Below are 24,657 nucleotides of genomic sequence, written 5' to 3' on the forward strand. Positions count from 1 at the left end.
ACATTTTAATATTTTATCGAACTAAAGTTAAGACTCTACGCTAACTCTATTTCTTAGTGGCAACTCGATTTCAACCGTTGTACCCTCATTAATTTTACTCTGAATTGAGATGCTGCCTCCATGATCTTCGACAATTCGCTTGCAGACCATGAGACCTAAGCCAGTTCCGTTAGCTTTCGTGGTGAAAAATGGCTCTCCTAATTGAGTTAACCCATCTTCTGAAATACCGATACCTTGATCTTTGACGCAAATAACCAGTTCTTGATTGGAATGATTTCTGAACGAGATTTGTATGAATCCACCATTCGCCATGGACTCTATCGCATTTTTCAATACATTAATTAATACTTGTTTGATTTGATCCGGTATGCAGAAGATGGGAGGAAGTATTTGTTCGATGTCCATTTGGATTTGAACGTTATGCAGGAGGGCATGTGGTTGTAAAAAATGAATGACACTTTGAACAAGCTCTTCAATCTTGCTCTCTACGTAATAATTCAGATGTGGTCTCGCTAGCGTCATGAACTCATTAACGACATAATTAATATGTTCGAGTTCTTCCATCATCACATCAACATAATCGGTATGTTTCGCTTTTAGTAAATGTACAAACCCTTTCAACGAAGTTAAAGGATTGCGTATATCATGTGCGATGCCAGCAGCCAACTGACCAATGAGCGCCAATTTTTCAGAACGAATCATCGCTTCTTCCGACTTTTTACGCTCCGTGAGATCACGAATTACACTCTGCACGACAGGGTATCCCATTTTCTTATAGACATAAATAGAGGATATTTCCACATCGAAAGAAGTACCGTCTAACCTTCGCATCTTTCGCTCTACAAACTCACTGTAGCTGTCTAGATCAGCTTTCATGACCTGTTGAAGCCGCTCAATAATAACATCCTTATCCGTTGGATAGAAAAATTCAAAAATCGATCTACCATTGAATTCTTCTGGTGAAGCACCACCAAACAGTTTACAAGCAGCATCATTCACAAATTGGATGATTCCATCTTTATGTAAGCAAATAGCTTCAGGATTCAGCTTAATCAACCTACTAAACTGTTTTTCTCTATCTAAAAGCTCCTCTTCCGCTTTCTTCTTTTCACTGATGTCTCTCTCCACTCCGACAAATCCAACAATCACGCCTTCCGAATTTCTAACGGGTGAAACCGTAACATTCGCGTAAAAGGTAGCGCCAGCTTTTTTAAGTATGATGGCTTCGAAATCCTTGGTTTGTTCACCGTGAAGTATGGTTTGATATAGTCTAAGGGCTTCCTCTTTATATTCCTCAGGAATCATTGGCAACACTTCCCCAATAACTTCCTCCTTACTCCAACCGTGCAATTCTTCAAATTGTTTATTGACTTCTAACACCGTTCCATTCACATCAACAATTACAATACTATCGGAGGTTAAGTTCATCAAAGAATCGATTAAAAATTCTTTCATTATCATAAGTAACGTCCCCAATTCAAACAAATGTTGTAAGTTTTTATTCGGCTTTTATATACGAAACCCTTTATTACCCAATTATTATTTAGAAAAATAACAAATCGCAAGGAGTATGATTGTCCACTCTTCTCAATTTCTTCGAGTAAACCCGTATCTTCTAGGCTATATATGGAAAATATAAACGAATTGATGGATAGGTAAACACCGTTTGCTCAAGAGGAGGAAGTTTTATAACCAGGCTAAGTTACAATAGAGATCAAAAAAGCGTCTTTCGTCAAGTATTTTGGGCTGCCGGGTTTGGCTGGTTATTTGATGCCATGGATGTTGGTTTATTATCTTTTATCCTGGTTGCACTACGCAAAGAATGGGGACTAACAGCCCAGGAAGCTGGGCTTCTCGGGTCGGTTAATCTGATCGGCATGACCATCGGTGCTGCTTTTGGGGGATATTTAGCAGATAAGATAGGCCGACGTCCTGTGTTCTTACTCACTTTGGTAATTTTTGGTGTATTCAGCTTTGGCAGCGCGTTTGCAAGTGGGTTCGGTAGTATGCTTATTCTACGATTTTTCATGGGACTTGGACTGGGCGCCGAGCTTCCGGTAGCTGCGACACTCGTTAACGAATTCGCACCCCCTGATAAAAAAGGGCGAATCGTTGTATTATTGGAGAGTTTTTGGGCTGTAGGCTGGATTATAGCGGCTGTACTCTCTTACTTTGTTATCCCTCCATTAGGGTGGCGTGCAGCAGTCATGATCGGTGCTATTCCGGTATTATTTGCTTTTTGGGTACGACGTGCTGTCCCAGAATCACCCCAATTCGGCAGGGCTAACAACCGTCAAATTAGCTTAAGGGAATTGTTCACGACATATAAAAGGGAGACCATTGCGCTTTGGGCCGTGTGGTTTGCCATTGCATTTTCCTATTATGGGCTGTTTCTTTGGCTGCCTTCCGTTCTAGTTGATAAAGGGTTCTCCATGATCCAGAGCTTTCGCTATGTGCTCCTAATGACACTTTCTCAACTCCCTGGATACTTTGCAGCTGCTTACTTTGTGGAGAAATGGGGACGTAAAGCGACCTTATCCATCTTTCTTATTTCGTCCGGTGGCATGGCAATAGGGTTCGGGCTAAGTCACAGCATCTCTATGCTTTTAATAACGGGCTCGTTACTATCCTTTTTTAACTTAGGGGCTTGGGGAGCTCTGTACGCGTATACCCCAGAGAACTACCCGACGGAAATCAGAGGTGTTGGAAGCGGCTTTGCAGCTGGTTTCGGCAGGATCGGCAGTGTGATTGCCCCCTTTTTAGTAGGCGCTTTGGTACAGAAGGATATGGATTACGCATGGATATTCAGTATTTTCGCAGCAGTTATTGTCTTAGGTAGTGGGATACTGCTTATATTCGGCAAAGAAACCAAAGTTCGGCGAGTGTAGGGGCTTACAGGGGGAATACTTAGAAGTTCTGAAGAAAGGAGATCCTGAATGGAATCTACCGAAAAAATATCAGGCATTCAACTAAGTTTATTAATTTTTTCTTTTATTGCGCCAACCTTGATTCTAGTTGTACCATCTTTTATGGAATCAATAGCGAAGCAAGATGCGTGGTTGACGATATTCCCTGCTTTTTTGGTTGGAATTCTGCATGTGTGGGTGTTGCTTACATTAGCTAAGCGCTATCCAGGTTTGACCATCATTCAATACAGTTCCCTAATTCTAGGCAAATTCTTCGGTAAATTAGTTGGATGCTATCTGCTTTATTACTGGATCAATTTTGATTTCATTATCTTGAACCAACACATTCAGTTCATTAATAGCGTCTTTCTCATGCGAACGCCTTCCGTTGTAGTTAGTCTGACACTGGCAATCATGTGCGGTATCGCCGTCTATATGGGGATTGAATCTATTGCTAGATGCAATGAATATCTGGCCTTACTCATCTTTGTTTTACTAATACCACTTTTGCTTCTCATGCTCGCCCAGTCAAACCCACAACTGCTCCGTCCCGTGTTAAGTAAGGGAATTGTCCCTGTCCTTCAGTCATCTGTTTTCCCCATCGCTTACTTAGGTCAATTTATTATTTTGGGGTGGCTTCTCCCCTTTTTAAATCAACCAAAGAAAGCAGCCCTAGCTTCATTCTCGTCATTGAGTATTATTTCTTGCCTATTCTGTATCACTGTTTTACCACTCATCATGATCTTCGGGCCGTTAACGAGAAAATTATCGTTTCCCATTCTTAGTGTTATTCAATATATTGGCATTAAAGGTAGCTTTGAACGCTTAGAAGCTGTCGCGGTTGCTATTTGGGTAATGGGATGCTTTATCAAAGTGTCACTCACTTTTTTTATGATTTGTCTTACTTTAGCTCATCTATTTGAAGTGAAAAGTTATCGAAGCTTTGTAGTACCGATCACATTAATATCCGTGTTAGGATCGATTGTGGTCTTTGAGAATTATGCCACTGATTTAAGCAGCTATCTGAAAGAAACGTATCCCAGCTTCGCATTTGCTACACAATTTGTACTCCCCCTTTCACTTTTGGCGATTGACACGATAAAAAGGCACTGGAGGAAATCCGTGCCTTAGATGTCATTGCTGTAAGATGAGTCTGCCGATGTGACTATACATATATCTTGCAGGAAGCGTTGAACTTGGCAAATGAACATGGGCAATCACCAATGCGCCTACTACTGTACAAATTCCCATCAAACAACTGTAGATGACGGTCAATTTGAGATGTTTATTTTTCAGGAAATGCCACGCTTGGTAAAACGTCCAACCCAACGTAACTAGCACATAGGCTACGATTTGTACAATCATGATTTAATCTCCTAGTTGTGAGTTTCCAAAGTGGAATGCACCATGCCAGCTCCTTGGACTTTCAGATTGACATCAACTTCTATATCTGCCTCTGGAAAACGCGTGTCCCATTGATCTTTCAACTTGCTCCATTCATCTGGGTAATTCTTATATATTTCTTGACCAAAACCAACGCTATCTGCTTTAACTTCCTTTTGGATTTTGTCGATAAATGCTTGTACATGTTTCTTGGCTGCATCTTCTAATGTCTTTTTTATTATTTGTAATTCTTGAGGATTGTTGATATCCAGCGTGGAATTATTCTCATCTAAGCTTCCTTGACCACTCAATTGAACTTTAAAATGGACACCATCCTGCTTTATCCATGTTGTAATTTTGCGGCTAACATGATTTAAAACTATGCCAACTTGTCCCTCTCCTTTGGGTAATTTACCTGATAGAAAACCTACTTTAAGCTTACCAGTCACCCACATTTGACCTAATGTTTCGTTCTCATCTAACATCCCAGCAAGTTTGAGCTCTTTAAATACACCGGTACCCACTACTTTGAAAATTTGTTTTTGGGGATCATTGGCGTGGACGTCGGGTTCGATGACAGCAATAACAGGTTGAATCCCTTCACTTCCATACAAAAGATAAAAGTCACGTAATGTTACCGCGACATCTTCCCCAGAAACTTCCATCCCTCTTACTGCTTCAATGGGGACAGGCTTTAAGGGAGAATTCAATTGCAAAATACTCCTTGCTTCTCCTCCTTTTACAATGACAAGATAGGTCTTTAAGCGATTTCTTGGGTCATGCGTAAAAATATCCAGCGCATTATCGATGCCATGCTTGGCTAATCGTTCACTAATGAACACAACGCTGCGATGCGAGTAGAACAAATGGCGTGAGCTTTTCTTCTGAAGTTTTTGATGTAACTCATTCCCATACTTTCCTTCTTCCGTGATGATGAATGACTTGTTACCGTTATTTTTACTGCTCATTCCACCTTCAACTGATGAGGGTATTGCGATTTGAAGAGTACATAGGATATTGCCCTCGTCTGTCAGATCTAAGGCAGTGCCCATAATAAATGCGAGATCATTAATTTCGATCCGATCCCAACAACCGCTGGTAATAACAAGGACCATGAGAATAATGATATATCTGATTGATCTCATCGATTTCCCCCCGAACGCTTCGCCCATATGGGTATTCGAATTAATACATCCTTCAAAGCTTGCAGTTTTAATGGTGTAATCGGTGAAAAATAGAGAACCCCGAATGAGCGAAGCGAAGTCACATGTAACATAACACCGAGAAATCCTAGAACAATGCCATAGAGCCCTAATGTTCCGGATAAGAACAATATGGGGAACCGAAGTAATCGGATACCATTTGAAAAACTATATCGAGGAATCGTAAACGTCGAAATTCCTGTAATCGATACAATAATGACGACTGGAGCAGAAATCAATCCAGCTTGTACCGCTGCTTGACCGATAACTAAGCCCCCAACAATACTTATGGTAGGTCCTATCTGCTTCGGTAGACGAATTCCAGCTTCCCGTAAGGCTTCAAATATGATTTCCATTACAAAAGCCTCAATCATTGCAGGAAAAGGAACTGATTCCCTCGATGCAGCAATACTCAGCACTAGATTAGTGGGTATCATTTCCTGATGGAAGGTTGTTATCGCAACATACAGCGGCGGAGCAAATATCGCAAATTGAATAAAAAACAATCGAATCCATCTAATAAATGTAGCGATTGGCCATCGCACATAATAATCTTCACTTGCCTGAAGTCCTGTCCAGAAGGTCATAGGCACAACAAGTGCAAATGGACTAGTATCCACAAGAATCGCTACTTTGCCTTCTAGTAATTCAGCCGCCACCACATCTGGACGTTCCGTGTTATGCACTTGGGGAAATGGTGAATAGGGTTGATCTTCAATGAATTCTTCAATATAGGCAGAGTCGAGTACGCCGTCCAATTTTATTGGCTTTAATCTTCTTCTCACTTCTTCAACTAAGGTATCTAACGCGATACCCTTTAGATATGTAATCGCTATGCGAGTCCGGGTATGCTCTCCGATGGTTATATATTCGACTTTTAATTTAGTTGTTTTGAGCCTTGACCTTATCAGACTTAGATTGGTTGAAATTTGTTCGATGAACCCGTCTCTTGGGCCACGTATAACCTGCTCAGATGTCGCTTCCTCAATACTTCTATGGGTTGTAGCAGGAATACAGACTGTCATTACCTGGTTCGTACCTGTCGTGAGAATAGCAGCATAACCTTCTAATACATTTGCAATGATTTCAGCTACTTGGGTAGAGCTCGTGGTTGTTCCGATAGAGAAGATTTCACTTGGTAATTCTCCTGCTCCATTCGGAATCTGATTCTTTGTGATGCTTATCAACATTGGCTTTATGACATGCTCATCCAGCATTTTCATATCAATCAAGTTATCAATATAAACAATGAGCCATTGTGTGTGTTGATTAGATTCTACCTTACGAAAGACAACGTCAGAGCAATCCTGAAAGGCTTCTTTTAAAATGGTTTCGTTCTGCAGAATATTAGATGAAAACTCAATATCCGTAATGTCTTCCTCCAGGCTAATGGTTTTCATTTTCTGAAGACTTTCGTTTTCCTGGGCTTTTCCTCTTTTAAACCATCTCATGAAAGATCCTCCTGATTAACACAATCACTGCTATTATCCCAATTTCAGTAAGAACAATGACAAGAACATTCTCCCATTCCGTTTATTTGTTTTAAAAAAGAAAGATCGCCGCTATTTCTCACATAGCGACGCAAAACAAAAAGCCGCGCAAAGCGCGGCTCTATCAGCTTACGAACAAGTTCTCTAAAATGACCCTTACATCACGAATTTTTCTTTGCAGCTTCTAATCTTGCAACCTCTTCTCGTACACGCGGTGCAACTTCCGTTCCTAAGAGTTCAATGGCTTTCATAACATCCTCATGTGGCATGGTGCCGACAGGCAAATGAAGGAAGAAACGTGAGAAGCCTAAATGCTTGTACATATAAATAATCTTATTGGCTACCGTTTCAGGATCTCCAACGTACAAGGCACCTTCTAAGCTGCGTGAAGCATCAAAGTTTCCTCGGCTGTAATGTCCCCATCCACGCTCTTTACCAAAATAATTAAATGATGCTTGTGTGGATGGGAAATACTTATCAACCGCAAGCGAAGTCGTCTCACCAACATACCCAATGGAATGCACAGCAACCTTTAATTTCGCAGGGTCATGTCCTGCCCGAGCCGCGGCTTCCTTATAGAGCGGAACCAGTGGAGCGAATTGCAAAGGGCTCCCTCCAATAATCGCTAAAACAAGGGGCAGACCAAGTACGCCAGCACGAATGACTGACTCCGCGTTTCCCCCGCTGCCCAACCATATCGGCAAAGGGGTTTGAACAGGACGCGGATACACACCTAGATTCGTAAAGGCTGGTCGATGGCCACCCTTCCAAGTTACTTTCTCCGAATCTCTTAATTTCAATAATAGCTCCAATTTTTCTTCAAAAAGTTCCTCATAATCCTTCAAATCATACCCAAACAATGGGAATGCATCGACCATGGAACCTCGACCCGCGATAATTTCTGCACGCCCATTCGATATGCCATCAAGCGTGGCGAACTGTTGAAACAATCGAACAGGATCAGCTGCAGATAGTACGCTAACCGAACTGGTTAATCGTATCCTTTGGGTTCTAGACGCCGCAGCCGCTAGAACAACGGCAGTTGCGGAATCCCCGAATTCCTTGCGATGATGCTCACCAACGCCAAATATATCTAATCCAACCTGATCGGCCAGAACAATTTCCTCTACAACCTCGCGCAATCGCTGCGCATGACTCATCATCTCACCAGTTTGAGCATCTGGCGTTGTTTCAACAAACGTATCTACACCTATTTCCATTTCAATTCCCCCTACAGGCTAAGTAAAAATCAATTATTCAAAGTAAACAAGTAAACATTAAAAAGATAATGCTATATATAATAATATTATTTAATCTAATAGTAGGATATCTTGATTCAACCCATTTGTCAACCGATAATAAGTGGCAGTATAAAAGCAACGAGTACCAAAAGTATTAAATCAAACGAAATAGAGGAGTTGCTGGAATGCAACTCCTCTACGCTATCATCTTTAGAGCTCGTCTACCAAGCCGAAGCTCCACCGTCAACTGCGAAGTTGGCTCCTGTGATGTAAGAAGCCCTGTCAGATGCAACAAATGCCGCGAGCTCAACAAGCTCCTCAGGTTGACCGAAGCGTTTCAGCAGCGTTTTCTTCGTTATTGCCTCGCGTGCTGCTTGATTGTCGCCAAGGTCGCGGTCACTGGCTGGAGTCAGGAATGGCCCTGGACTGATGGCTACAGCACGGATGCCATGGCGCGCACCTTCAAGCGCGAATTGCCGCGTCATGGCGATGACGCCGGCTTTCGCTGCACAGTGCCCAACCATCGGCGGTGTTTCTCCAGCGATCATCCCTGCCAATGAGGCAACGTTGATGATAACACCGCCACCGCGCTGTACCAAATGTGGCCATGCATATTTGGACACAAAGAATGGAATATCGAGCTCTCCCGCTATAGTCGCCCGCCAATCTTCAATCGAGAAATCGGGCATGGGACCGAATCGTTGTACGGCTGCATTGTTGTAGACTACGTCAAGTCCGCCATAGACAGCCACACTATCCTCAACCATCTTTCGAACTTGTTCCGGGTCTGTCAGATTGATTGGCGCGAGTCCTGCCATTTCACCACCCGTACGACGTACGAGTTCTATCGTCTCATTGTTAGCCTCAACATTAATGTCACAACCAATGACCCTTGCACCTTCTCGTACAAAGGTAAGTGCCGCGGAACGGCCCAAACCGCCGCCTGTGCCCGTTATTAGTACGATTTTATTATCAAGTATTCCCATAAGTGCCTCCTAGATCAGGTATTCGAATTTTATCGGTAAATGGGTGCGCCTAATGGTGCCGAACGTGCTCCCCCATCAACCGTGATTTCTGCGCCTTGCACAAACGAAGATTCATCGGATGCTAGGAATAAGGCAACATTAGCTATCTCCTCTGGATCGCCCATTCGATTAAGCGGTATCGTTCGTGCTTGTGAATCTTCCAGTTTCGCCGTTTCTTCAGGCGTCGTCTTTTTCCAAATGGCTGTGCGTGTTGCACCTGGCACTACCGTATTGACACGGATACCACGCGGCGACAATTCCGATACGAAAACTCTGGCCATGCTGCTGATGGCTCCCTTACTTGCTGCATAGGCTGCTCTTCCCTGAGCACCATCTGTTGCTCGCGTAGAGCCAGTCAAGATGATGGAAGCTCCTTCCTTTAAATGAGGCAGAGCGGCTTGTACCGTGAAGAACACGCCAGTTACATTAACTTTAAGTACCTCCTCGAAAACCGAGAACTCAGTACTGCCTAAAGGCGTAGCAGAGGCTATACCGGCATTCGCATACACAATATCCAGTCTGTCAAAAGCCGTGATAATTTGAGAAACCGCATGTACCATACTAGTTGGATCGGAGGCATCTGCCTGAATAGCAAGAACATTGCTTCCTAGTTCCTCTGCCACCGAATTTAACGTAGTTTGGTTACGGCCTGTAATTGCAACCTTTGCACCTTCTTCCAAGAACAGTTTGGTGGCTGTCAAACCTATCCCACTATTGCCACCTGTTATTAAAGCAACTTTGCCATCAAGTTTTCCCATACGCCTACTCCTTTACTGATTCAAAACATTCACCGAGTTAAGTCAAATCGAAATGGATACTTCCCTCTCGATACCTATTATTCGAAACGAACAACTACATGGCATCGCTTATAATTCCCTATTTGAACGCATATATAACTCATTCAATTCATTTCTAACAGCGCGGCTTCCTACTAGAATAATTAGTATCACGGTCACACTAAGCGATAGCCACTTTTTCATCATTATCATCCTTTACATATTATTATTTTGGTCAAAATCGTAAGTTAACTGTAGCACTGCCCAAATTGTCGAGCTATCGACTTCCCTAACATCAATCTTTCAATTTTGTCATGTTCCAGAAGCCGGAAATGAAACGCTTTGTATCCAAAAACGTAGTAAAACAATAACAAACCTGATTTTGTTTAAAAATTTAGGGTAAGGATGTGAAAGATAGATGCGGAAATGGATGCTTTTCCTTGTTCTACTTTCAACCATATTCGTAAGTGCATGTTCATTGTTAGAAAAAGCGAATCAAACCGTTGATTACGGAACCCAAGCTACCGAACACTTAACGAACTTGCGTGAATTTGCCGAACAAGCGCCTCAAATGATCAAAGATGCCGCTACGAATCCAGAGACAAAACAGGAACTCGAAAATAAATTAAACGCGTTAAAAAAGGAAATTGAACAATTTAATTTGAGCAGTGTCCCTTCGATTGCTAAGGATGTTCATCAGCAAATTGTAGAGAAAAACAAAATTTTGTTAGAAGAGATCAATAAAGTCATCGTGAATGGACATTTGGCACTGGATAAACTTCAGAATTCACAAATTTTAACGACCATTAGTGATGCGGCAAACTTACTAAATCGGATTCAAAATTTAGGCCTTTAGAGGCTGTTCTAATTGCGAATAAACCTATGAACAATGCAAAAAAGCAGCAGACAAAGCCCCGAATAAGGGGAACTTTATCTGCTGCTTTCATTTTGAAGACGTTAGAGACGTTAACGATCCAACATTCGCATCACAACGGTTACAGCTTCCGCCCTCGTTGCCACACCCATAGGCTCAAAGGCATTATTCTCGCGGCCGCTTATGAGCCCCAAGGAAACTGCTAACGAGATTGCTGGCTGCGCCCAAGCTGGGATCTGTGAACTGTCACTAAAGTTAGTTGAGGACGACAGCTGCTCTTTGGGAGAATAGGCTCTGATTAGCATTGCAACCATTTCCGCACGATTAATCGGTTGATTAGGTCGCAATGACTGATCCTCATAGCCTTGGAGAATCCCTGCTTCTAAGGCTGCCCCTAGCTCTCCATTTGCCCATGCCGGGATGTCCGCTTCATCGGCGAAATTACGGGCATGCGGTTCTCCCTTCAACCCAAGTGCGCGAACCAACAGAGCAGCGAATTGCATTCTCGTCATGGGTTCATCAGGCTTGAAGCTGCCATCTGAATAGCCGTTCACGATGCCTTTGGAAGCAGCGCGCGCGATGGCATCCGATGCCCAGTGATTCGGTGCATCCGTGAATTTCACCGGTGGCGCAGTTGTCTCCGACGGATCCTTTGGATTCGTAGGTAACGGTGTAGTCGGTTTTGTTTCCGGTTTCGGCACAGGTGCCGGGTAATAACCGGACGAAGAATTCGATGAGGACTCGTTGCTTGCCGGCGGCTTAGGCTTTCCTGCCATAGGACCTACATCGACAGCCCTAAGTGGCCGTTGCACCCGTTCCGTTGTCGGATCGTACTCATCCGCACCTGCATCGGCAGTATGCGTCCGTCTCTGTCCATCCATATCATCCGATGGCAAGTAAGGTCCTTGAGCCGCATCAACTGCTGGGCTCAGCGGTGATAACCGGATGAGTCCGTCACTTCCGCGAACCAGCTTAAGATCACCTTTGTACGTAGCGCTTACAACGGTCGCATTAGCCGCAATGGCTGCAAGACCATCCGTCATATTGCCGACATACGCTGGTCGGCCATCGCCTGTAATATCTTTGGATTCGTTGAATATCGTTCCTGCGTTGCTGAAAATGACATTATTATAAATAGACGTTCCTGTTGGCTGAAACGTGCGTTGAGCTAGTTTCACCGCTGAAGCTTTCTCACCTAAATTGATAATCGAATTATTATAGATTTGGACGTTATACTGCCGCCAATGTCCGCGAAGCAACTCTTGTTGTCTCTCCGCTGAAAGGCTCCTCAGCTCTGCGAAATCGTTGGGCCCAGTTCCCCAATGGATCACTGGATTCGTGCCTCCGTCTGGCCCCGCGTCTTCCGTTCCGCCATCTAACTGAATGGCATCGTCGGTAAGACCTTCCATGTAATTGTTATAAATCTTATGATCATTTCCATAGATACGGAATCCGCTTGTTCCAGGCTTTTTGCCATCCGCAATGATGAAATTGCCGTAGAAACTGTTACGATGACCATGTCTTGCAACCATCCCGCCAAATGAATTAAGAACCGTGTTGTACCGAATGGTATTGTCGCTGCTTTTAACCGAAATGATCTCGTCTTCGCCATTCAATCCGTCAAACAAATTGTATTGAACCGTGACATGACCAGGAGCCAAGGATAGCCCAGAAAGTCCAAGACGGATCGCTTCTAATCCATTGGTCACACGTGGACCAATATCATGAAAGTGATTGTATTCAATCACATCATACTGTGAAACTGCATTCTGACCATCGTAAGTCATTACCGCACCAAAACCAGTCTTGGGTCCGATATCGTTGTAAGCGATCCGGTTATGACTGCTGATGCCCTCTACCCGAATATAATGCCGGTCTGTTCCACCATCCGTTAGCAGCACTGAATTCGGTGAATGTGATGTTTCTCCTGTATATACCGGCCCATTCGGATCATAATTACTGCCATAACGGCAACTATTCTCAACACCGATCACACACCATATTTGCTTGTTGGACCCATTCTCCGATTTTGTAAAACGGTATTGCTGACCCGTTTCATCCAACGCAAATGTATTCCGTAATACGGATATATTGCTGGAATCGAACAGTTGTACACCTGGGTGCACCCCCTGCAGAGACTCTATACGGTTATCAGAAACATTTCTGCTCCGAAGTGTATCTTCACCGTTCACCGAGCCGCCGCCAGAACGGAAAGTAAGCCCCTCCACCTCAACATAGTTGGCGTTCTCAAGATGCATGTAACTATCTCCAGCGATGATTGCCTTCCCTTGTTCGGCTGCAATAATTCGAATCGGTAGTGCGGCTGTACCTGTCTTATCTTTAATTACGAAAGGACCATTTTGTTGGTAGGTACCGTTTTGCAGTTCAATCGTCATCCCTTTGGTGGCTTGATCTAGTGCCGACTGTAACTGATCCGCAGTACTGACCTTCACAATCTGAATGGGAGGCAACGACTCGACTGGCTTATCGCCAGCTTGCGGCGGTCCTGCAGGTGCTGTTGGTTCCTTGATTTCAGGCACTATGCCTGTGTAGAGTTCAACTTCAGTTAGGCTATTCCAGTTACCGGAGCTTCCGGATGCTGTGTTCCCGTAGCCAACAAGGCGCAAATATCGTAAAGATGAAGGATTGCTTATCGCATAAGGCTGTATAATTTCATCACCAGCCTTCAAAACACGGCTTTTCCTTTTAGTCAACAGTACAGTAGGATTCTGAAAATCTGCTTGATTCGAGCCGATTAACTCAAAATTGGTTTGACGATCCACTGCGTTTAAAAAAGCTATATTCAAATAAGTGATCTTCTCAGGTTGTCCCAAGTCGAACTGCAGCCACTCCCCCTGTCCTGATGCGGACCAGCGGACATCCGTATCCCAGATCCCATCCACCACATTGGCGGGAATATTCGTCGTGTTCGGTTGATAAGAACTTGCCGTAACAGTACTTGCATTCTGCTGGATCTGACCGTTCGTTCCTTTAGCCGATAACCGATAAGCTTGCAACGTATACGTATTCGTAGCATCACCGTTTGCTAATCGAATCGTAATCTTGTTCACACCTGGCTCTAAAGGCAACTGCGTCAAATCATTCACCGGTTGTTGAAGACCCACGTTATTACTCAGAGACACAGATGTCGAAATGCCAGCACTGGCTTGCAGATCTAGCCGGATTGAATTAACATCCTGTGGAACAATCACCTCATAGCCGTCCATCTTGGATGGTATAAATGTAGCATTCAATCCCAGTTTTTGTACGCCCGCCCATACGTCAAGACTGGAGAGTTGGATAGCAGGCATTTTTTCAGCAAAAGTGAAATACGTTCCGTCTGCCAGATCAGCATCCACAGCATAATAGGCTCCCCCATGCAGCTCCACTGGGCTCAACGTATGCGGAATCGCATTGCTAAAATCACTACTGCTACTTGTCAAAAGCAGACCGCCAAGCGGCAGCATCCCTTCTGGGAAGGCCACTTGCACCCTGCCGACATTGCCGGTATTCTGGACCTTCCATGTTCGTGATGATTGCTTAAAGCCAGCCCCATAGGGTGCGGATGCCGCGGTACTTCCATTATCTCCCCAGATGAGATATTGCTTATCAGCTAGCGGTTGTTTCGCACTAATAATGACTTGCGATGATGCACGCGTATCGCTGCTTCGACTTGATTCTTGCACCAGTGCACCTTCTTGATCCCTTACGATTCCTGCTACGTTATTGGCATATCCCGTGTTGGCCGCTGCCGACCATACGACTCGCGAGGAAGGGCCAGCCGAGACATAATCTTTTTCTTTCAGCGGTGTGCCGAACTTGAGGGCCATATAGGTCTGAACTTGATTTTGTTGTAAATCGGTAAGCCCCTCACCAAACACGATCATCTCTCCGACTTGTCCATCGTAGCCGGAGCCTCCTGCGAGAGCCGATCCAAGGGACATCGGATTACTCCCAACTCCAGCCATCGGAAGTCGCGGTTGTGATGATTTAACGATCGTTTGCCCATCTAGCGTGATTGCTTGATAAACGACATTTGTTACGCTCGGTTGCGTTTCATACTGGAAGCCCCAACTGTTGTATTGCAGCGGTGGCACTGGATTCCCCGTTGTGATTCGTGGGTTACCGGATGTGACAGCCCCAGAATCCCATAGAATTTGCGAGGTATTTGAAGAAACGAAAGGGATATACGCTCCGAACCTCCCGTTCCCTTGTAAAGTTTCATAAAAAATTTGTGAAGTTTGATTCGTTACAGAGATGCCGCCAGTCACCACAAATACACTCGCACGATTAACGATTTCATTCTGTTCAAACAAACCGTCCCTATCCAATAAGAGACTTCCGTTACCTGACCGAATAAATTGCACCGATGGCCGATAATTAAGCAGAGGATTGGACGTTACATATTTCGGCTTCGTCCTTGGAGCTTTGTCGCCAACCGTCCCATCATTTACGAAATGATTGCCTTTCGGGCTGCTATCCCTCCATTCCGTTATTTCACCATTCCCGTTAAGGGTCATGCTAGCTGCATCTGCTTTCAGCCATAATTTCAGTAAGTTTGCGTCGACGCCGCCTGGCGTTCCAGTTTCAGCGGCAATCGCATACGATTTAGTGATGCTTACTGGTAATCCTCCAAATGTTAACATGGCTGCCAACAGCATGCTGACTGTTCGTTTTGCATTAAACCTCGATTTCTTTATCAATTAATCATCACCTCTTCTTTATTATCTTGCTCCTCGACAACAACCAGACAAGCGGTCAGAGCAACTACACACATCTTATGGAAACCCTTACAAAACAGAAATCGTTAAAACCTCAAACGTACCATCAAAATCGCAAATTTCACTGTTCAATTGTTAAAGGGAACCATTAATTTAGAAAATAAGCTATACATGTGACTTTTTCACATGTATTTAGCCTATTAATGGCAAAAAAAATGACTGCCTAAGCAGCCATTTTCAAATCATTCGAGCTCATTAAATTTCCATTACACAGCACTATTACTTCTTCCTTACGTTCATTTGCGCTCCCCAAAGAATAAACGACTTACGCGTCTGGAAAAATCTTCGATTCGAAAACTTGTTGTATCTATTCGGTTATACCAGTTCGTGATGGTTTCCAAGATCCACAGAGGTACCTGAACATCGCCAATCAGAGGATAAAATTGATTATAGGCCCACACTAAGTGCTCCCAGCGATTATCGTTACCTTCTTTGATATACTCGGATACATCAAGAACTTTTCCTCTTCCCTCATGCATAAGAACGTTCTTTAGATGAATGTCCCTCGGGTTCAGCCCCTTGCTTCGTACAAACTCTCGGGCCTCTTCAATGTCTTTGATGACTTGCTCAGGAACATGAACACCTTGCAGTAGGCAATCGAATAGCGTAACTCCTTTTTCAAAACTTAAAACCAAAAAGTTAGATCCTACGCCATAACAGCGCGCGAAAAACGGTGATTCCGATAAACGTTCATAAATACCCGCTTCCACGTCCTTCTTTGCTAAAGCTTTGTCCGAATATACTTTATATGCATAATTAGGTGTGTTTGGATGATAAAAAACTGCGGCATCCGTTCCAATGCCGATACAACGTAGCTCTTCAGAAAACCTAATGACCGAAACGGGTTTATTGGTATCGTAGCCAACGATCTCAACATCCTTCAAGGCTTCCTCAGCTTGTTTCCAATCAGGTTTCATCGCCATCTTCTCCTAGTTGTTGATTCGAATCAAGATCCGCCAACATGACTTCTGCATTGAAAATTTTTACAACTCTATACGTTTTTAAACAGTGAAAGTTTCAATCTCCTGTCAGTTCATCTCCAACCTCAACGTAACCAACTTAGGCTAAAACATAAAAAAGCTGCCAAGTGAACACTCGCAGCTTTCGTTTACAGCGCTATTTTTCCCTTATTATTGTTTCACAAAATGTTGGTCAGTTTCTCCTGAAATCAAATTTCTCATAGGGCATTTTTAACTTATGGCCATTAATTTGAACTGTATCTTCATCCATCCAAACGATATGTACATTCTCTTCTCTATAATTCCAATAGATATTCTTTGTCTTCTTGTCATTCTTGTTGAAAATGAGCTCTGCCCTTACTGCCAAACCAGTCGTTGCCCCTCCATTAGTAAGGTAAGCTCTGATCGTATAGGTACCGTTAGGAGAGTTGGATTGATCAAGTAAAGAACCCGTAGGAAGTCGATTCATATCAAAGAATGCCCAGTAGATGCCATATCCTATTATGCCAATGACCAGTAATCCAATAAAAACCAAAAACGTGAACACCTTTTTTTTAGTTCGTTTTATTTCAAAAGCAATCCTTGGTTCTTCGTCTGAAAATGTCACATTTTCCTCCACAATTGAAAAAGCTCTTTACTATTTTATTAAAGTATACCATTATTTCACAAATGTTCGTAAAGAAAAAGGACTGCCATACGGCAGCCCTCTAGATTCAATAAATTTATTTTACCCAAAGCAGTGGCTGCCGGATGGCAATGTTACGACGAATCTCCATATCTGTAGGATCGGGATCCAGGCTGTTCCATAGGTCCATATATGCCTTATTGTCATCGGCAAGTCCAGCAAATAGCAAGAATGACATCTTAGCTGGCCAGCCCTCGAAATGTTCCACGTCGGGTGAATATGGCCAAGTCGATTTGTCCCTCAAATATGGGAACAGATACGCTAGGCCTCTGCGAATGCCTCGACCATCAGGCAGCTCGAAGTTCCATAAATTATCCTCTGGCGTCGAAAGAATGTGACACAGTGTCACCATGTTATCCAGCACAAAAATCGCATACCCATACGGTTTAGTACGTGCTAACTCACGCGGAAAGCTGCCATCCGGGTCCATTTGGTCTGGGAGCAGCGACTCCTTGTACATATGCGTACACATTCGAAGCATGTCTTCGTTTTGGGTAAACCGAGCAAACGAAGCAGCTTGTACGACCCAGCAGACCCCATGGTTATTACCCTCATTCATCTCTTCTATTCCATTCTCATGTGTGCTCATCCATGTTAAATAGTCAGCAAACCACTTCTGAAGTCCTTGATAGATGTCAGTGGTCATAAATGAGGATGCGCTCAGCGCTTCAATGGCGACGGGGATATCGATCAAATGCAAGGTATCAATGATACCGATGCCTCTGCCCTCGCAGATACCTGGTATCGCTTGCGCGTAAAGAAGATGTGGATTCATTTTCGTAGATTCATGCAAGAAAAACACCGTTAAGAACAATACAGCTTTCTCTGCATATACCTCGTTGCCAGTCACAACATACCCAGCGGCCAAATTCGCCACATGTGTTCTCATCTTACGTAAAAGCAAACGATGGCTATTGAAATTATTGGGATTACTTTCACCATCGAGACGAATATAGGGTAATCCGTCTGCCGTATCGGGATTAGGCCACCAGTAATCACCGTTTGAATAATAATCATGAAGCCCCCCTACACTTTGGCTGGCAATCGCATCTGTAATTGAAATCGGACTTTCTAACATGGACGCCTCAGCTTGTTTAATTATCCACTTCGTATCAAAAAAGGATAGACGATCCTTGTGATCACTTGCTTTTGTACGGCCCATCATGAATGTATCCTCTCCTTGTACGGTACTTTCTGCTTACTGATAGGTTAGTTATGCGTTTCACAATCGATCATGACATGGATGGTGTCACCTTTATGCTCATTACGCAGCTTAAACGCATCAGCAATCTGACTTAAGTGGACGACATGCGTAATCATTTCTTCCGTATTGATTAAGCCATCCAGTACAAGCTGCAATCCTTTATCGAAATAATGACGATTATCGATGTCCCGTTTGGGTTCTGTCGAAAAGATATCGAGTCTTTTCTTATGTACTTTAAAGAAATCGACCGGCTTATGGCAAGTCCCAATGCATCCGTACATAACGATACGCCCATTCTGAGATGCGGCATCGATGGCATCAACCATGCCGTCCCCTTCCAGCAAGCAAGGAATAACGACATCAAAGCCATCAGGGAAATCTTTCCCTACGATATCCATGGTGTTTGCATCTGGAGAAGGAAGCTTATAGGTATGCGTTGCCCCATACTTGCGTGCTAATTCTAGCTTCTCGTCAAACAGATCCGTTACAACAAGATTACGTGGACTGTATAAGCTTATTACCTGCGTCATGACTAAGCCACTGACACCTTGTCCTGTGATCAGCACATTTTTATGAGGCGAAATATCGCCAAGCTCTGCCGCATGAATAATACCCGGAAGCACTTCAATAAGCGAGCCTTCGATCAGTGGTAACGATTGTGGCAAGACTTTTACAGAGAAAGGTGTACAGATGACATATTCTGCAAATGCCCCCCAAATATAGCGTAAGGCGACTGGATCCCCTACTTTAAGGCCAATGACATTGGGTCCTAATTTATCGATGATACCTGCAACTTCATGCCCAAGCCTTGTGGGATAGGAGACAAACTCTGGTTCACGTGCCCCGCGAAATACTTCTAGATCACTGCCACAAATACCTACCCATTTCACTTTAACACGTACTTCCCCTTCAGCTGGTTCGGGAATTAGCGCTCTTTTTAACGTGATTTGCCCAATATCCTCCACAACAGCGCACAACTGTGTCCCCTCTCCCTCATAATCAACCAGCTGCATGGGCGGAACTGTCATTTTTCTAACCATGTATTGGACTCCCCTCACTTAATTTTTTCGTAATATGAGTTGCCATGCGTTTATATCCTTCCGCGTTCGGATGCAGCTTGTCTGGAAGTAAGTCAACATAAGCCTCTCCAAAAATATCTAACCCATCTACATAAGAAATGTGGGTATCCCCGTAAGATGTCAGTATCTTGACTGCTTCTTGGATCTCATTCCTCATGATTACTAAGTTCATGCCTACTGCGTTTTCATCCGTTTCTCTATGAGGACAATAAATTGGCGAAAATAGAAAGATTGGCGTACAGCGATGCTTCTCCCGAATAATGGATACCATACCCATAATGGCAGCACGAAACGTTCGAATATTTAAACTGTTGTTCCCCATTACATTAATGCCGAGACACAGTGAAATAACATCTGCCGGGAGGTCTCGAATGACACGAGCAACCATCGGTTCTAGATGACATTGTCCACCGAATCCTAGACAAGTCAGGTCCCATCCTTTGTTGCGAGCTACGATCGCAGGCCAAGTATGTGCTGGACTTTCAGCAGCATTGCATTGTGTAATCGAACTGCCATAGGTAACCCACCGAGGCTGATTGTTGAGTACAGGAGTGGCCAATGCTCCGTCCTCGATTTGCAGCGTAATGACATGAACGACCGATTTTTGTGAGAAATAAATCTCTACTCGTTTCATATCACTAGGTAAGTTTGAGAATAAACATATTTCTTGCCCTGCTAGTAAAGCGTAAGTGCCGTAGAATTGATCTTCAATAACGATGTCAAATTGTCTATCTTGATCCGTACTAGCGACATGCAGTTCCACTGAAGTGGTATCACTAAGGAAAGCAAATCTTACACCCGCTGCTTCCCCTGCTTTCTCCACTAATTTAAGATCATATAATCTGAGCTGATCATGAGGCAATCGCCATGGTTGGAGTCCCGTTTCTTTCGTTTCAATGGAAACGGCACCCCGAAACCACGTATTATCAATTTCAATTGTTTGCATATTTGCCAATCACCTTTCAATCTGAAATAAGAAGATCCCTAAAGCAAAAAAGTCGCATGTAAGCGACTTTTTATGTAACAGCTTGCAGCGTTCCAGCTACGAGGTAACAGGCAACACGGCTTTATCTTGCAGAATATCACCGCAATCCTGCATCCAGGATGCTAATTCAGAGGCTAGACGTTCGATGGTCTCTGCATGTGAAGGATCTTCAGATAAATCCTGAGTTTCCCATGGATCGTTACATAAATCGAACAGCTGAATGCGTTCCGTTCCTGCGTTCGTAATTGGCGAACGATAATATCGAATCAGCTTCCATTGCCCGTCTGTGACCATCCGTTGAACATCTCGATACACGGAGCCCACGACGCTGCGAACGCCTGTGATTTCACCTGCAAGAACCGGATGCAGACTGATGCCTTCCGTTTCGTCTGGCAGGTCCACATTACATAGCCCAGCAACCGTTGGGAAAATATCGATATTACTTGCCAGCGCACGTACCTGCTTGCCCTCCGGTACGCCTGGCCCTCGGAATATAAGGGGAATGCGCACGCTGTGCTCGTAAAGGTTTTGTTTGCCCATCAGTCCATGCTGACCAACCGCTAAGCCATGATCCGCTGTATATACGATGAGCGTATTGTCATAGATGCCCTTTTCTTTTAACGCATCGACAACTCTACCAATCTGCGCATCCAAGTGGCTTATCATTGCATAATAATCGGCCATATGCTGACGAATTTCATCCTCGTCCCTCGGCAATCCAGCAAGCTTCTCATCCCGCACAACCATATCACCTGTATCGAAAGGATGTTCTTGTACAAAGTTCAGAGGCAGCTTAATATTCGTCTTGTTGTACATACTTGCATACGGCTCAGGTGCGGTTCGTGGATCATGCGGTGCCGTAAATGCGGTATACAGGAAGAACGGTCGTTCTTCCTGATACTCCTCGATGAAGTTGACGGCCGCGTTAGTAAACAACTCAGTAGAGAACGTATTCTCCATATATTCCAGTTCCTTCGGATATATACCGGTTGCGTCATAATCATACACAGGAACTTGGGTATGATCGCTCATTCCGTGAAAATGAAGCTTATCTCCCCCTTCGAAACTCCGGGTGAGACTTGCCTTGTCGTTATGCCATTTGCCAACCGCATGTGTGTAATACCCTGCCTCACGCATCGTCTGCGCCATAAGACGAACATCCGAGCGAATTACGCTCGAATGTTCTCGGATCTTCATATCTTTGCCGATCGTCGCCCGGAAGAGCGGAATACCCGTATGGACGCATGCTCGGCTCGGCGCACAGACCGCTCCAGTTAGTGCACCGAATATATGTGTACTCCGACATGCTGTCCCGCTGGCCACTAATGAATCCAATACCGGTGTTTGCAACGATTCACTACCGAATGCACCAATAGCCTCGCCACGATGATCATCCGCAATAAGAAATACGACATTGGGTCTTCCAGCCAATTGCTTCTTGATGTGTTCCTCTTTCATGTTAACCCTCACTCTCAAGCGACTTCATGTGATTTGATTCCGGCTGTGCTTTACTTCTTTGATTTATACTGGGTATAAGCTTCTTGATAAATTTCCAAATAACGTTTAATGTTCATTTTGTCCAACGTGCTCAAGTAGTTGTTCCACTCTTTTTCAACGTCCAGTGAGCCTGTCACTGTTTTAGCAAAAAATTCAGTTCTATAGTCTGTTAGTGTTTTCTCCAGCGTTGAAAGCTCTTCAGCCTGTTCGTTAGTGAAGAATAATGGCGGTACAATTTTGCTTGGGTTAATTTGGAATGGCTCGTATTTCTTCGTTTCATTATATAAAACAAGTTCAAGTGAGTTTTTCGGATCTGCCGCCACGCTTAAGCGCAACTCATTCGTACGTAGCGATGGTCCTGCCTGAGCCCAATGTATGTTTTGCAATTTGCCAAACGAGACGATCGGTTTCCATACTGCTTGCTTCCCATTTACGCCAAGTTCTCCTTGGGCTGGACGCACCCACTCTTGATCCGGACGGCCTTGTGTACTGCGAAGTGTTGCTTCCTCCGAGAGGAGCAAATCTGCTAAACGGAATGCGGCAGCTGGATTTTTCGCTTTGTTCGTGACCACGTATTGTCCTGCAGACACCGCAAATGGATTGAACGCAGTTGAACGAACACCTGTCGGTCCTTTAAGTGGCGGCACGGAGATATAATCTTTAAATCTCGCGTTATCCACTTCAACGAATACCGTTTGATTTTGTGATGCAATGGCGCCCACGATTGGGATCTCCGGGTTCATGCCCATTTGTTTCAGTTGATTTCTGTCCTGTGTAAACGTTTGCGGAGAAATTAAACCTTCAGCAAACATTTTATTCAAATACTTTAAAGCCTCTTTCCACTCTGGTTGATTAAAGGCCACTTGAACCTTGCCATCCTTCACATAGCGCAGGTTAAAATCCTTCTCGATAAACGCGCTTGGCAGGAATAAATCCAACGTGGATGATGGCCCGTTGGTAGCGCCAACTAATGGAATCTCATCTGCCTTACCGTTTCCATTCGGATCTTTTTCTTTAAAAGCTTTCAACACTTGATAAAACTCTTCCGTCGTTTCAGGCATTTTCAATCCGAGTTTGTCTAACCAAGGCTTATAGATCCACATCTTTTGACCGAGGGAGCAATGGTAGCACTCATTCACCTGGGGTACGGAATAAATTTTGCCATCTGGCATCGTAATCAAATCTTTGACATAAGAAACCTGACTAAACATTTTCTTCATCTCAACGCCGTACTTATCGATATAGGGATTCAGAGGAATAAACACGCCATCTTTCCCATAGATCGACTGCTGCACGGGGGAAACACCCATATTTAACAGTACATCTGGATAGTCACCACTGGCAAGTGAAACGTTCAGCTTCTCTGCAAATGTTTTTTCAGGTGCGACTTCCCAATCGATATGAATATTGGTTTTCTCTTCCAGCCACTTGGTAAACTCGTTCGTTGCAAAGTTTTCAACAATACTGGAACCTTTGACCATCACCTTGAGCGTCGTTTTTTCTTTGGTAATTGGGAATTCACCCGCTGGCGTTACTAGATCATCAACGATAGCTTCGGTCTTCTGAACTGCGTCTTTTTGTCCACTGTCCGAGCAAGCACTGAGAAGTACTACTGAAGCCGCCGTAATGGCTACTAATGCATTTAACCCTTTTCTCATGTAAAAAACCTCCCTTTAGCCTTTTAGTGAACCAATCATCATGCCTTTAACAAAATGTCGTTGTATGAATGGATAGATGATGAGCACGGGCAGCGTAGACACAACGATAAGGGAAAATTTCAATAGTTCCCGCAAACCATCTCGTGCCGCTTGATCGGCAATGTCGGTTATCATCGACGCATCGACCTCGTTTTGCACCAAAATATCCCTTAATACCAATTGAAGCGGATACAACTCTTGATGTTTCAAATAAAGCAGAGCGCTAAAATATTGATTCCAATGACCAACTGCGTAGAACAAGGAAATGACAGCTATGATTGGACCTGACAACGGAATTACAATTTTTCTTACAAAGGTAAAATCACTGCAGCCATCCATTTGAGAAGCTTCAAGCAACTCATCTGGAATCGTTGTTTGGAAATATGTTCGGGCAATAATCATATTCATAACGCCAAGCGCTCCTGGAATAATTAAGGACCACCTTGTGTCAATCATTCCCAGCTCTTTGACAACCAGATAAGACGGGATCAATCCGCCAGAAAACATCATGGTGAAAACAAACAAAGCCATGACCGCATTGCGTGGCATAAAATCTTTCCTCGATAGCGGATAAGCTGCTATGAGTGTAAATAGCACATTAATCGTCGTTCCTACTACGGTATAAAAGACCGAGTTCAAGAAACTCGACATAATCAACCGATGTTTAAATACCGCCTCATATCCCGCTAACGTCGGCTCTACTGGAAACAACCAGACTTTCCCGGAAATGACTGCTGTGGATGAGCTGAAGGAAGCACTTACAATGTAAACTAGCGGGTATAAGATTGTGATCGTAAATACAAAAAGGATGATGTAATTCAGAATGGTAAACAGCCTGTCATCTGCACTTTCTTTAATATTTCCCGTCATTGA

General features: G+C 43.9%; 19 protein-coding genes. 3 read left to right on the forward strand and 16 right to left on the reverse strand.

The window, feature by feature from the left end; translation table 11 throughout:
* Nucleotides 1–27: 27 nt before the first annotated feature.
* The gene (locus tag AC58QM_RS21145; protein ID WP_497286833.1) at nucleotides 28–1,461 is read right to left on the reverse strand and encodes a PAS domain-containing sensor histidine kinase; all 1,434 of its coding nucleotides are present in this window, start codon (nucleotides 1,459–1,461) and stop codon (nucleotides 28–30) included.
* Between the two features lie 227 nt (nucleotides 1,462–1,688).
* On the opposite strand from AC58QM_RS21145, the gene AC58QM_RS21150 reads away from it, so the two are divergent.
* Complete coding sequence (locus tag AC58QM_RS21150) at nucleotides 1,689–2,888, forward strand: MFS transporter (RefSeq protein ID WP_497287103.1); 1,200 nt, start codon at nucleotides 1,689–1,691, stop codon at nucleotides 2,886–2,888.
* A gap of 48 nt (nucleotides 2,889–2,936) precedes the next feature.
* Nucleotides 2,937–4,037, forward strand: a complete 1,101-nt coding sequence (locus AC58QM_RS21155; protein ID WP_497286834.1) for a GerAB/ArcD/ProY family transporter — start codon at nucleotides 2,937–2,939, stop codon at nucleotides 4,035–4,037.
* 3 nt (nucleotides 4,038–4,040) lie between these two features.
* Here the strand turns inward: AC58QM_RS21155 and AC58QM_RS21160 are convergent, their stop codons facing one another.
* From AC58QM_RS21160 to AC58QM_RS21185, 6 genes are all read right to left on the reverse strand, one after another.
* Nucleotides 4,041–4,271, reverse strand: coding sequence for a hypothetical protein (locus tag AC58QM_RS21160; protein WP_497286835.1), 231 nt, complete (start codon nucleotides 4,269–4,271; stop codon nucleotides 4,041–4,043).
* Nucleotides 4,272–4,282: 11 nt separating this feature from the next.
* The gene (locus AC58QM_RS21165; RefSeq protein WP_497286836.1) at nucleotides 4,283–5,461 is read right to left on the reverse strand and encodes a Ger(x)C family spore germination protein; all 1,179 of its coding nucleotides are present in this window, start codon (nucleotides 5,459–5,461) and stop codon (nucleotides 4,283–4,285) included.
* Nucleotides 5,431–6,942, reverse strand: coding sequence for a spore germination protein (locus AC58QM_RS21170; RefSeq protein ID WP_497286837.1), 1,512 nt, complete (start codon nucleotides 6,940–6,942; stop codon nucleotides 5,431–5,433). Before AC58QM_RS21170 ends, AC58QM_RS21165 begins: the two co-directional genes overlap by 31 nt.
* A 200-nt stretch (nucleotides 6,943–7,142) precedes the next feature.
* A complete protein-coding gene (locus tag AC58QM_RS21175) occupies nucleotides 7,143–8,201 on the reverse strand; it encodes an LLM class flavin-dependent oxidoreductase (RefSeq protein ID WP_497286838.1) in 1,059 nt (352 codons plus the stop codon).
* A 242-nt stretch (nucleotides 8,202–8,443) separates the two neighbouring features.
* Nucleotides 8,444–9,208 carry an SDR family NAD(P)-dependent oxidoreductase gene (locus tag AC58QM_RS21180; protein WP_497286839.1) on the reverse strand — a complete coding sequence of 255 codons (765 nt, stop codon included), beginning with the start codon at nucleotides 9,206–9,208 and terminating at the stop codon, nucleotides 8,444–8,446.
* A gap of 29 nt (nucleotides 9,209–9,237) precedes the next feature.
* Nucleotides 9,238–10,005: an SDR family NAD(P)-dependent oxidoreductase gene (locus AC58QM_RS21185; protein WP_497286840.1), complete on the reverse strand. Its 768-nt coding sequence runs from the start codon at nucleotides 10,003–10,005 to the stop codon at nucleotides 9,238–9,240.
* A 436-nt stretch (nucleotides 10,006–10,441) separates the two neighbouring features.
* Here AC58QM_RS21185 and AC58QM_RS21190 point away from each other — a divergent pair, with 436 nt between their 5' ends.
* The gene (locus tag AC58QM_RS21190) at nucleotides 10,442–10,879 is read left to right on the forward strand and encodes a DUF6376 family protein (RefSeq protein ID WP_497286841.1); all 438 of its coding nucleotides are present in this window, start codon (nucleotides 10,442–10,444) and stop codon (nucleotides 10,877–10,879) included.
* A 110-nt stretch (nucleotides 10,880–10,989) separates the two neighbouring features.
* Here AC58QM_RS21190 and AC58QM_RS21195 read toward each other — a convergent pair whose 3' ends face one another.
* The 9 genes from AC58QM_RS21195 to AC58QM_RS21235 all read right to left on the reverse strand — a co-directional run bounded on the left by AC58QM_RS21195 (nucleotide 10,990) and on the right by AC58QM_RS21235 (nucleotide 24,654).
* The gene (locus AC58QM_RS21195; protein WP_497286842.1) at nucleotides 10,990–15,600 is read right to left on the reverse strand and encodes an S-layer homology domain-containing protein; all 4,611 of its coding nucleotides are present in this window, start codon (nucleotides 15,598–15,600) and stop codon (nucleotides 10,990–10,992) included.
* A 314-nt stretch (nucleotides 15,601–15,914) separates the two neighbouring features.
* Nucleotides 15,915–16,595, reverse strand: a complete 681-nt coding sequence (locus tag AC58QM_RS21200; RefSeq protein WP_497286843.1) for a serine/threonine protein kinase — start codon at nucleotides 16,593–16,595, stop codon at nucleotides 15,915–15,917.
* A 235-nt stretch (nucleotides 16,596–16,830) separates the two neighbouring features.
* Nucleotides 16,831–17,244 carry a DUF5412 domain-containing protein gene (locus AC58QM_RS21205; RefSeq protein ID WP_497286844.1) on the reverse strand — a complete coding sequence of 138 codons (414 nt, stop codon included), beginning with the start codon at nucleotides 17,242–17,244 and terminating at the stop codon, nucleotides 16,831–16,833.
* 115 nt (nucleotides 17,245–17,359) lie between these two features.
* Complete coding sequence (locus AC58QM_RS21210) at nucleotides 17,360–18,487, reverse strand: alginate lyase family protein (protein ID WP_497286845.1); 1,128 nt, start codon at nucleotides 18,485–18,487, stop codon at nucleotides 17,360–17,362.
* 44 nt (nucleotides 18,488–18,531) lie between these two features.
* Nucleotides 18,532–19,566, reverse strand: a complete 1,035-nt coding sequence (locus tag AC58QM_RS21215) for a zinc-dependent alcohol dehydrogenase (protein ID WP_497286846.1) — start codon at nucleotides 19,564–19,566, stop codon at nucleotides 18,532–18,534.
* Complete coding sequence (locus AC58QM_RS21220; protein WP_497286847.1) at nucleotides 19,559–20,551, reverse strand: SGNH/GDSL hydrolase family protein; 993 nt, start codon at nucleotides 20,549–20,551, stop codon at nucleotides 19,559–19,561. The genes AC58QM_RS21215 and AC58QM_RS21220 overlap by 8 nt, the downstream gene beginning before the upstream one ends.
* Before the next feature lie 96 nt (nucleotides 20,552–20,647).
* Nucleotides 20,648–22,048: a sulfatase family protein gene (locus AC58QM_RS21225; protein WP_497286848.1), complete on the reverse strand. Its 1,401-nt coding sequence runs from the start codon at nucleotides 22,046–22,048 to the stop codon at nucleotides 20,648–20,650.
* A 50-nt stretch (nucleotides 22,049–22,098) separates the two neighbouring features.
* Complete coding sequence (locus AC58QM_RS21230; RefSeq protein WP_497286849.1) at nucleotides 22,099–23,745, reverse strand: ABC transporter substrate-binding protein; 1,647 nt, start codon at nucleotides 23,743–23,745, stop codon at nucleotides 22,099–22,101.
* A 15-nt stretch (nucleotides 23,746–23,760) separates the two neighbouring features.
* Nucleotides 23,761–24,654: a carbohydrate ABC transporter permease gene (locus AC58QM_RS21235; protein ID WP_497286850.1), complete on the reverse strand. Its 894-nt coding sequence runs from the start codon at nucleotides 24,652–24,654 to the stop codon at nucleotides 23,761–23,763.
* Nucleotides 24,655–24,657: the final 3 nt, after the last annotated feature.

It is taken from the genome of Paenibacillus sp. J22P165, assembly GCF_059692015.1.

What these genes read in the sequence shown, in the direction of transcription:
- AC58QM_RS21145 (WP_497286833.1), bottom strand. Translation starts at nt 1,461, where the DNA reads ATGATAATGAAAGAATTTTTAATCGATTCTTTGATGAACTTAACCTCC.
- AC58QM_RS21155 (WP_497286834.1), top strand. Translation starts at nt 2,937, where the DNA reads ATGGAATCTACCGAAAAAATATCAGGCATTCAACTAAGTTTATTAATT.
- AC58QM_RS21160 (WP_497286835.1), bottom strand. Translation starts at nt 4,271, where the DNA reads ATGATTGTACAAATCGTAGCCTATGTGCTAGTTACGTTGGGTTGGACG.
- AC58QM_RS21165 (WP_497286836.1), bottom strand. Translation starts at nt 5,461, where the DNA reads ATGGGCGAAGCGTTCGGGGGGAAATCGATGAGATCAATCAGATATATC.
- AC58QM_RS21170 (WP_497286837.1), bottom strand. Translation starts at nt 6,942, where the DNA reads ATGAGATGGTTTAAAAGAGGAAAAGCCCAGGAAAACGAAAGTCTTCAG.
- AC58QM_RS21175 (WP_497286838.1), bottom strand. Translation starts at nt 8,201, where the DNA reads ATGGAAATAGGTGTAGATACGTTTGTTGAAACAACGCCAGATGCTCAA.
- AC58QM_RS21180 (WP_497286839.1), bottom strand. Translation starts at nt 9,208, where the DNA reads ATGGGAATACTTGATAATAAAATCGTACTAATAACGGGCACAGGCGGC.
- AC58QM_RS21185 (WP_497286840.1), bottom strand. Translation starts at nt 10,005, where the DNA reads ATGGGAAAACTTGATGGCAAAGTTGCTTTAATAACAGGTGGCAATAGT.
- AC58QM_RS21190 (WP_497286841.1), top strand. Translation starts at nt 10,442, where the DNA reads ATGCGGAAATGGATGCTTTTCCTTGTTCTACTTTCAACCATATTCGTA.
- AC58QM_RS21200 (WP_497286843.1), bottom strand. Translation starts at nt 16,595, where the DNA reads ATGAAACCTGATTGGAAACAAGCTGAGGAAGCCTTGAAGGATGTTGAG.
- AC58QM_RS21210 (WP_497286845.1), bottom strand. Translation starts at nt 18,487, where the DNA reads ATGATGGGCCGTACAAAAGCAAGTGATCACAAGGATCGTCTATCCTTT.
- AC58QM_RS21215 (WP_497286846.1), bottom strand. Translation starts at nt 19,566, where the DNA reads ATGGTTAGAAAAATGACAGTTCCGCCCATGCAGCTGGTTGATTATGAG.
- AC58QM_RS21220 (WP_497286847.1), bottom strand. Translation starts at nt 20,551, where the DNA reads ATGCAAACAATTGAAATTGATAATACGTGGTTTCGGGGTGCCGTTTCC.
- AC58QM_RS21225 (WP_497286848.1), bottom strand. Translation starts at nt 22,048, where the DNA reads ATGAAAGAGGAACACATCAAGAAGCAATTGGCTGGAAGACCCAATGTC.
- AC58QM_RS21230 (WP_497286849.1), bottom strand. Translation starts at nt 23,745, where the DNA reads ATGAGAAAAGGGTTAAATGCATTAGTAGCCATTACGGCGGCTTCAGTA.
- AC58QM_RS21235 (WP_497286850.1), bottom strand. Translation starts at nt 24,654, where the DNA reads ATGACGGGAAATATTAAAGAAAGTGCAGATGACAGGCTGTTTACCATT.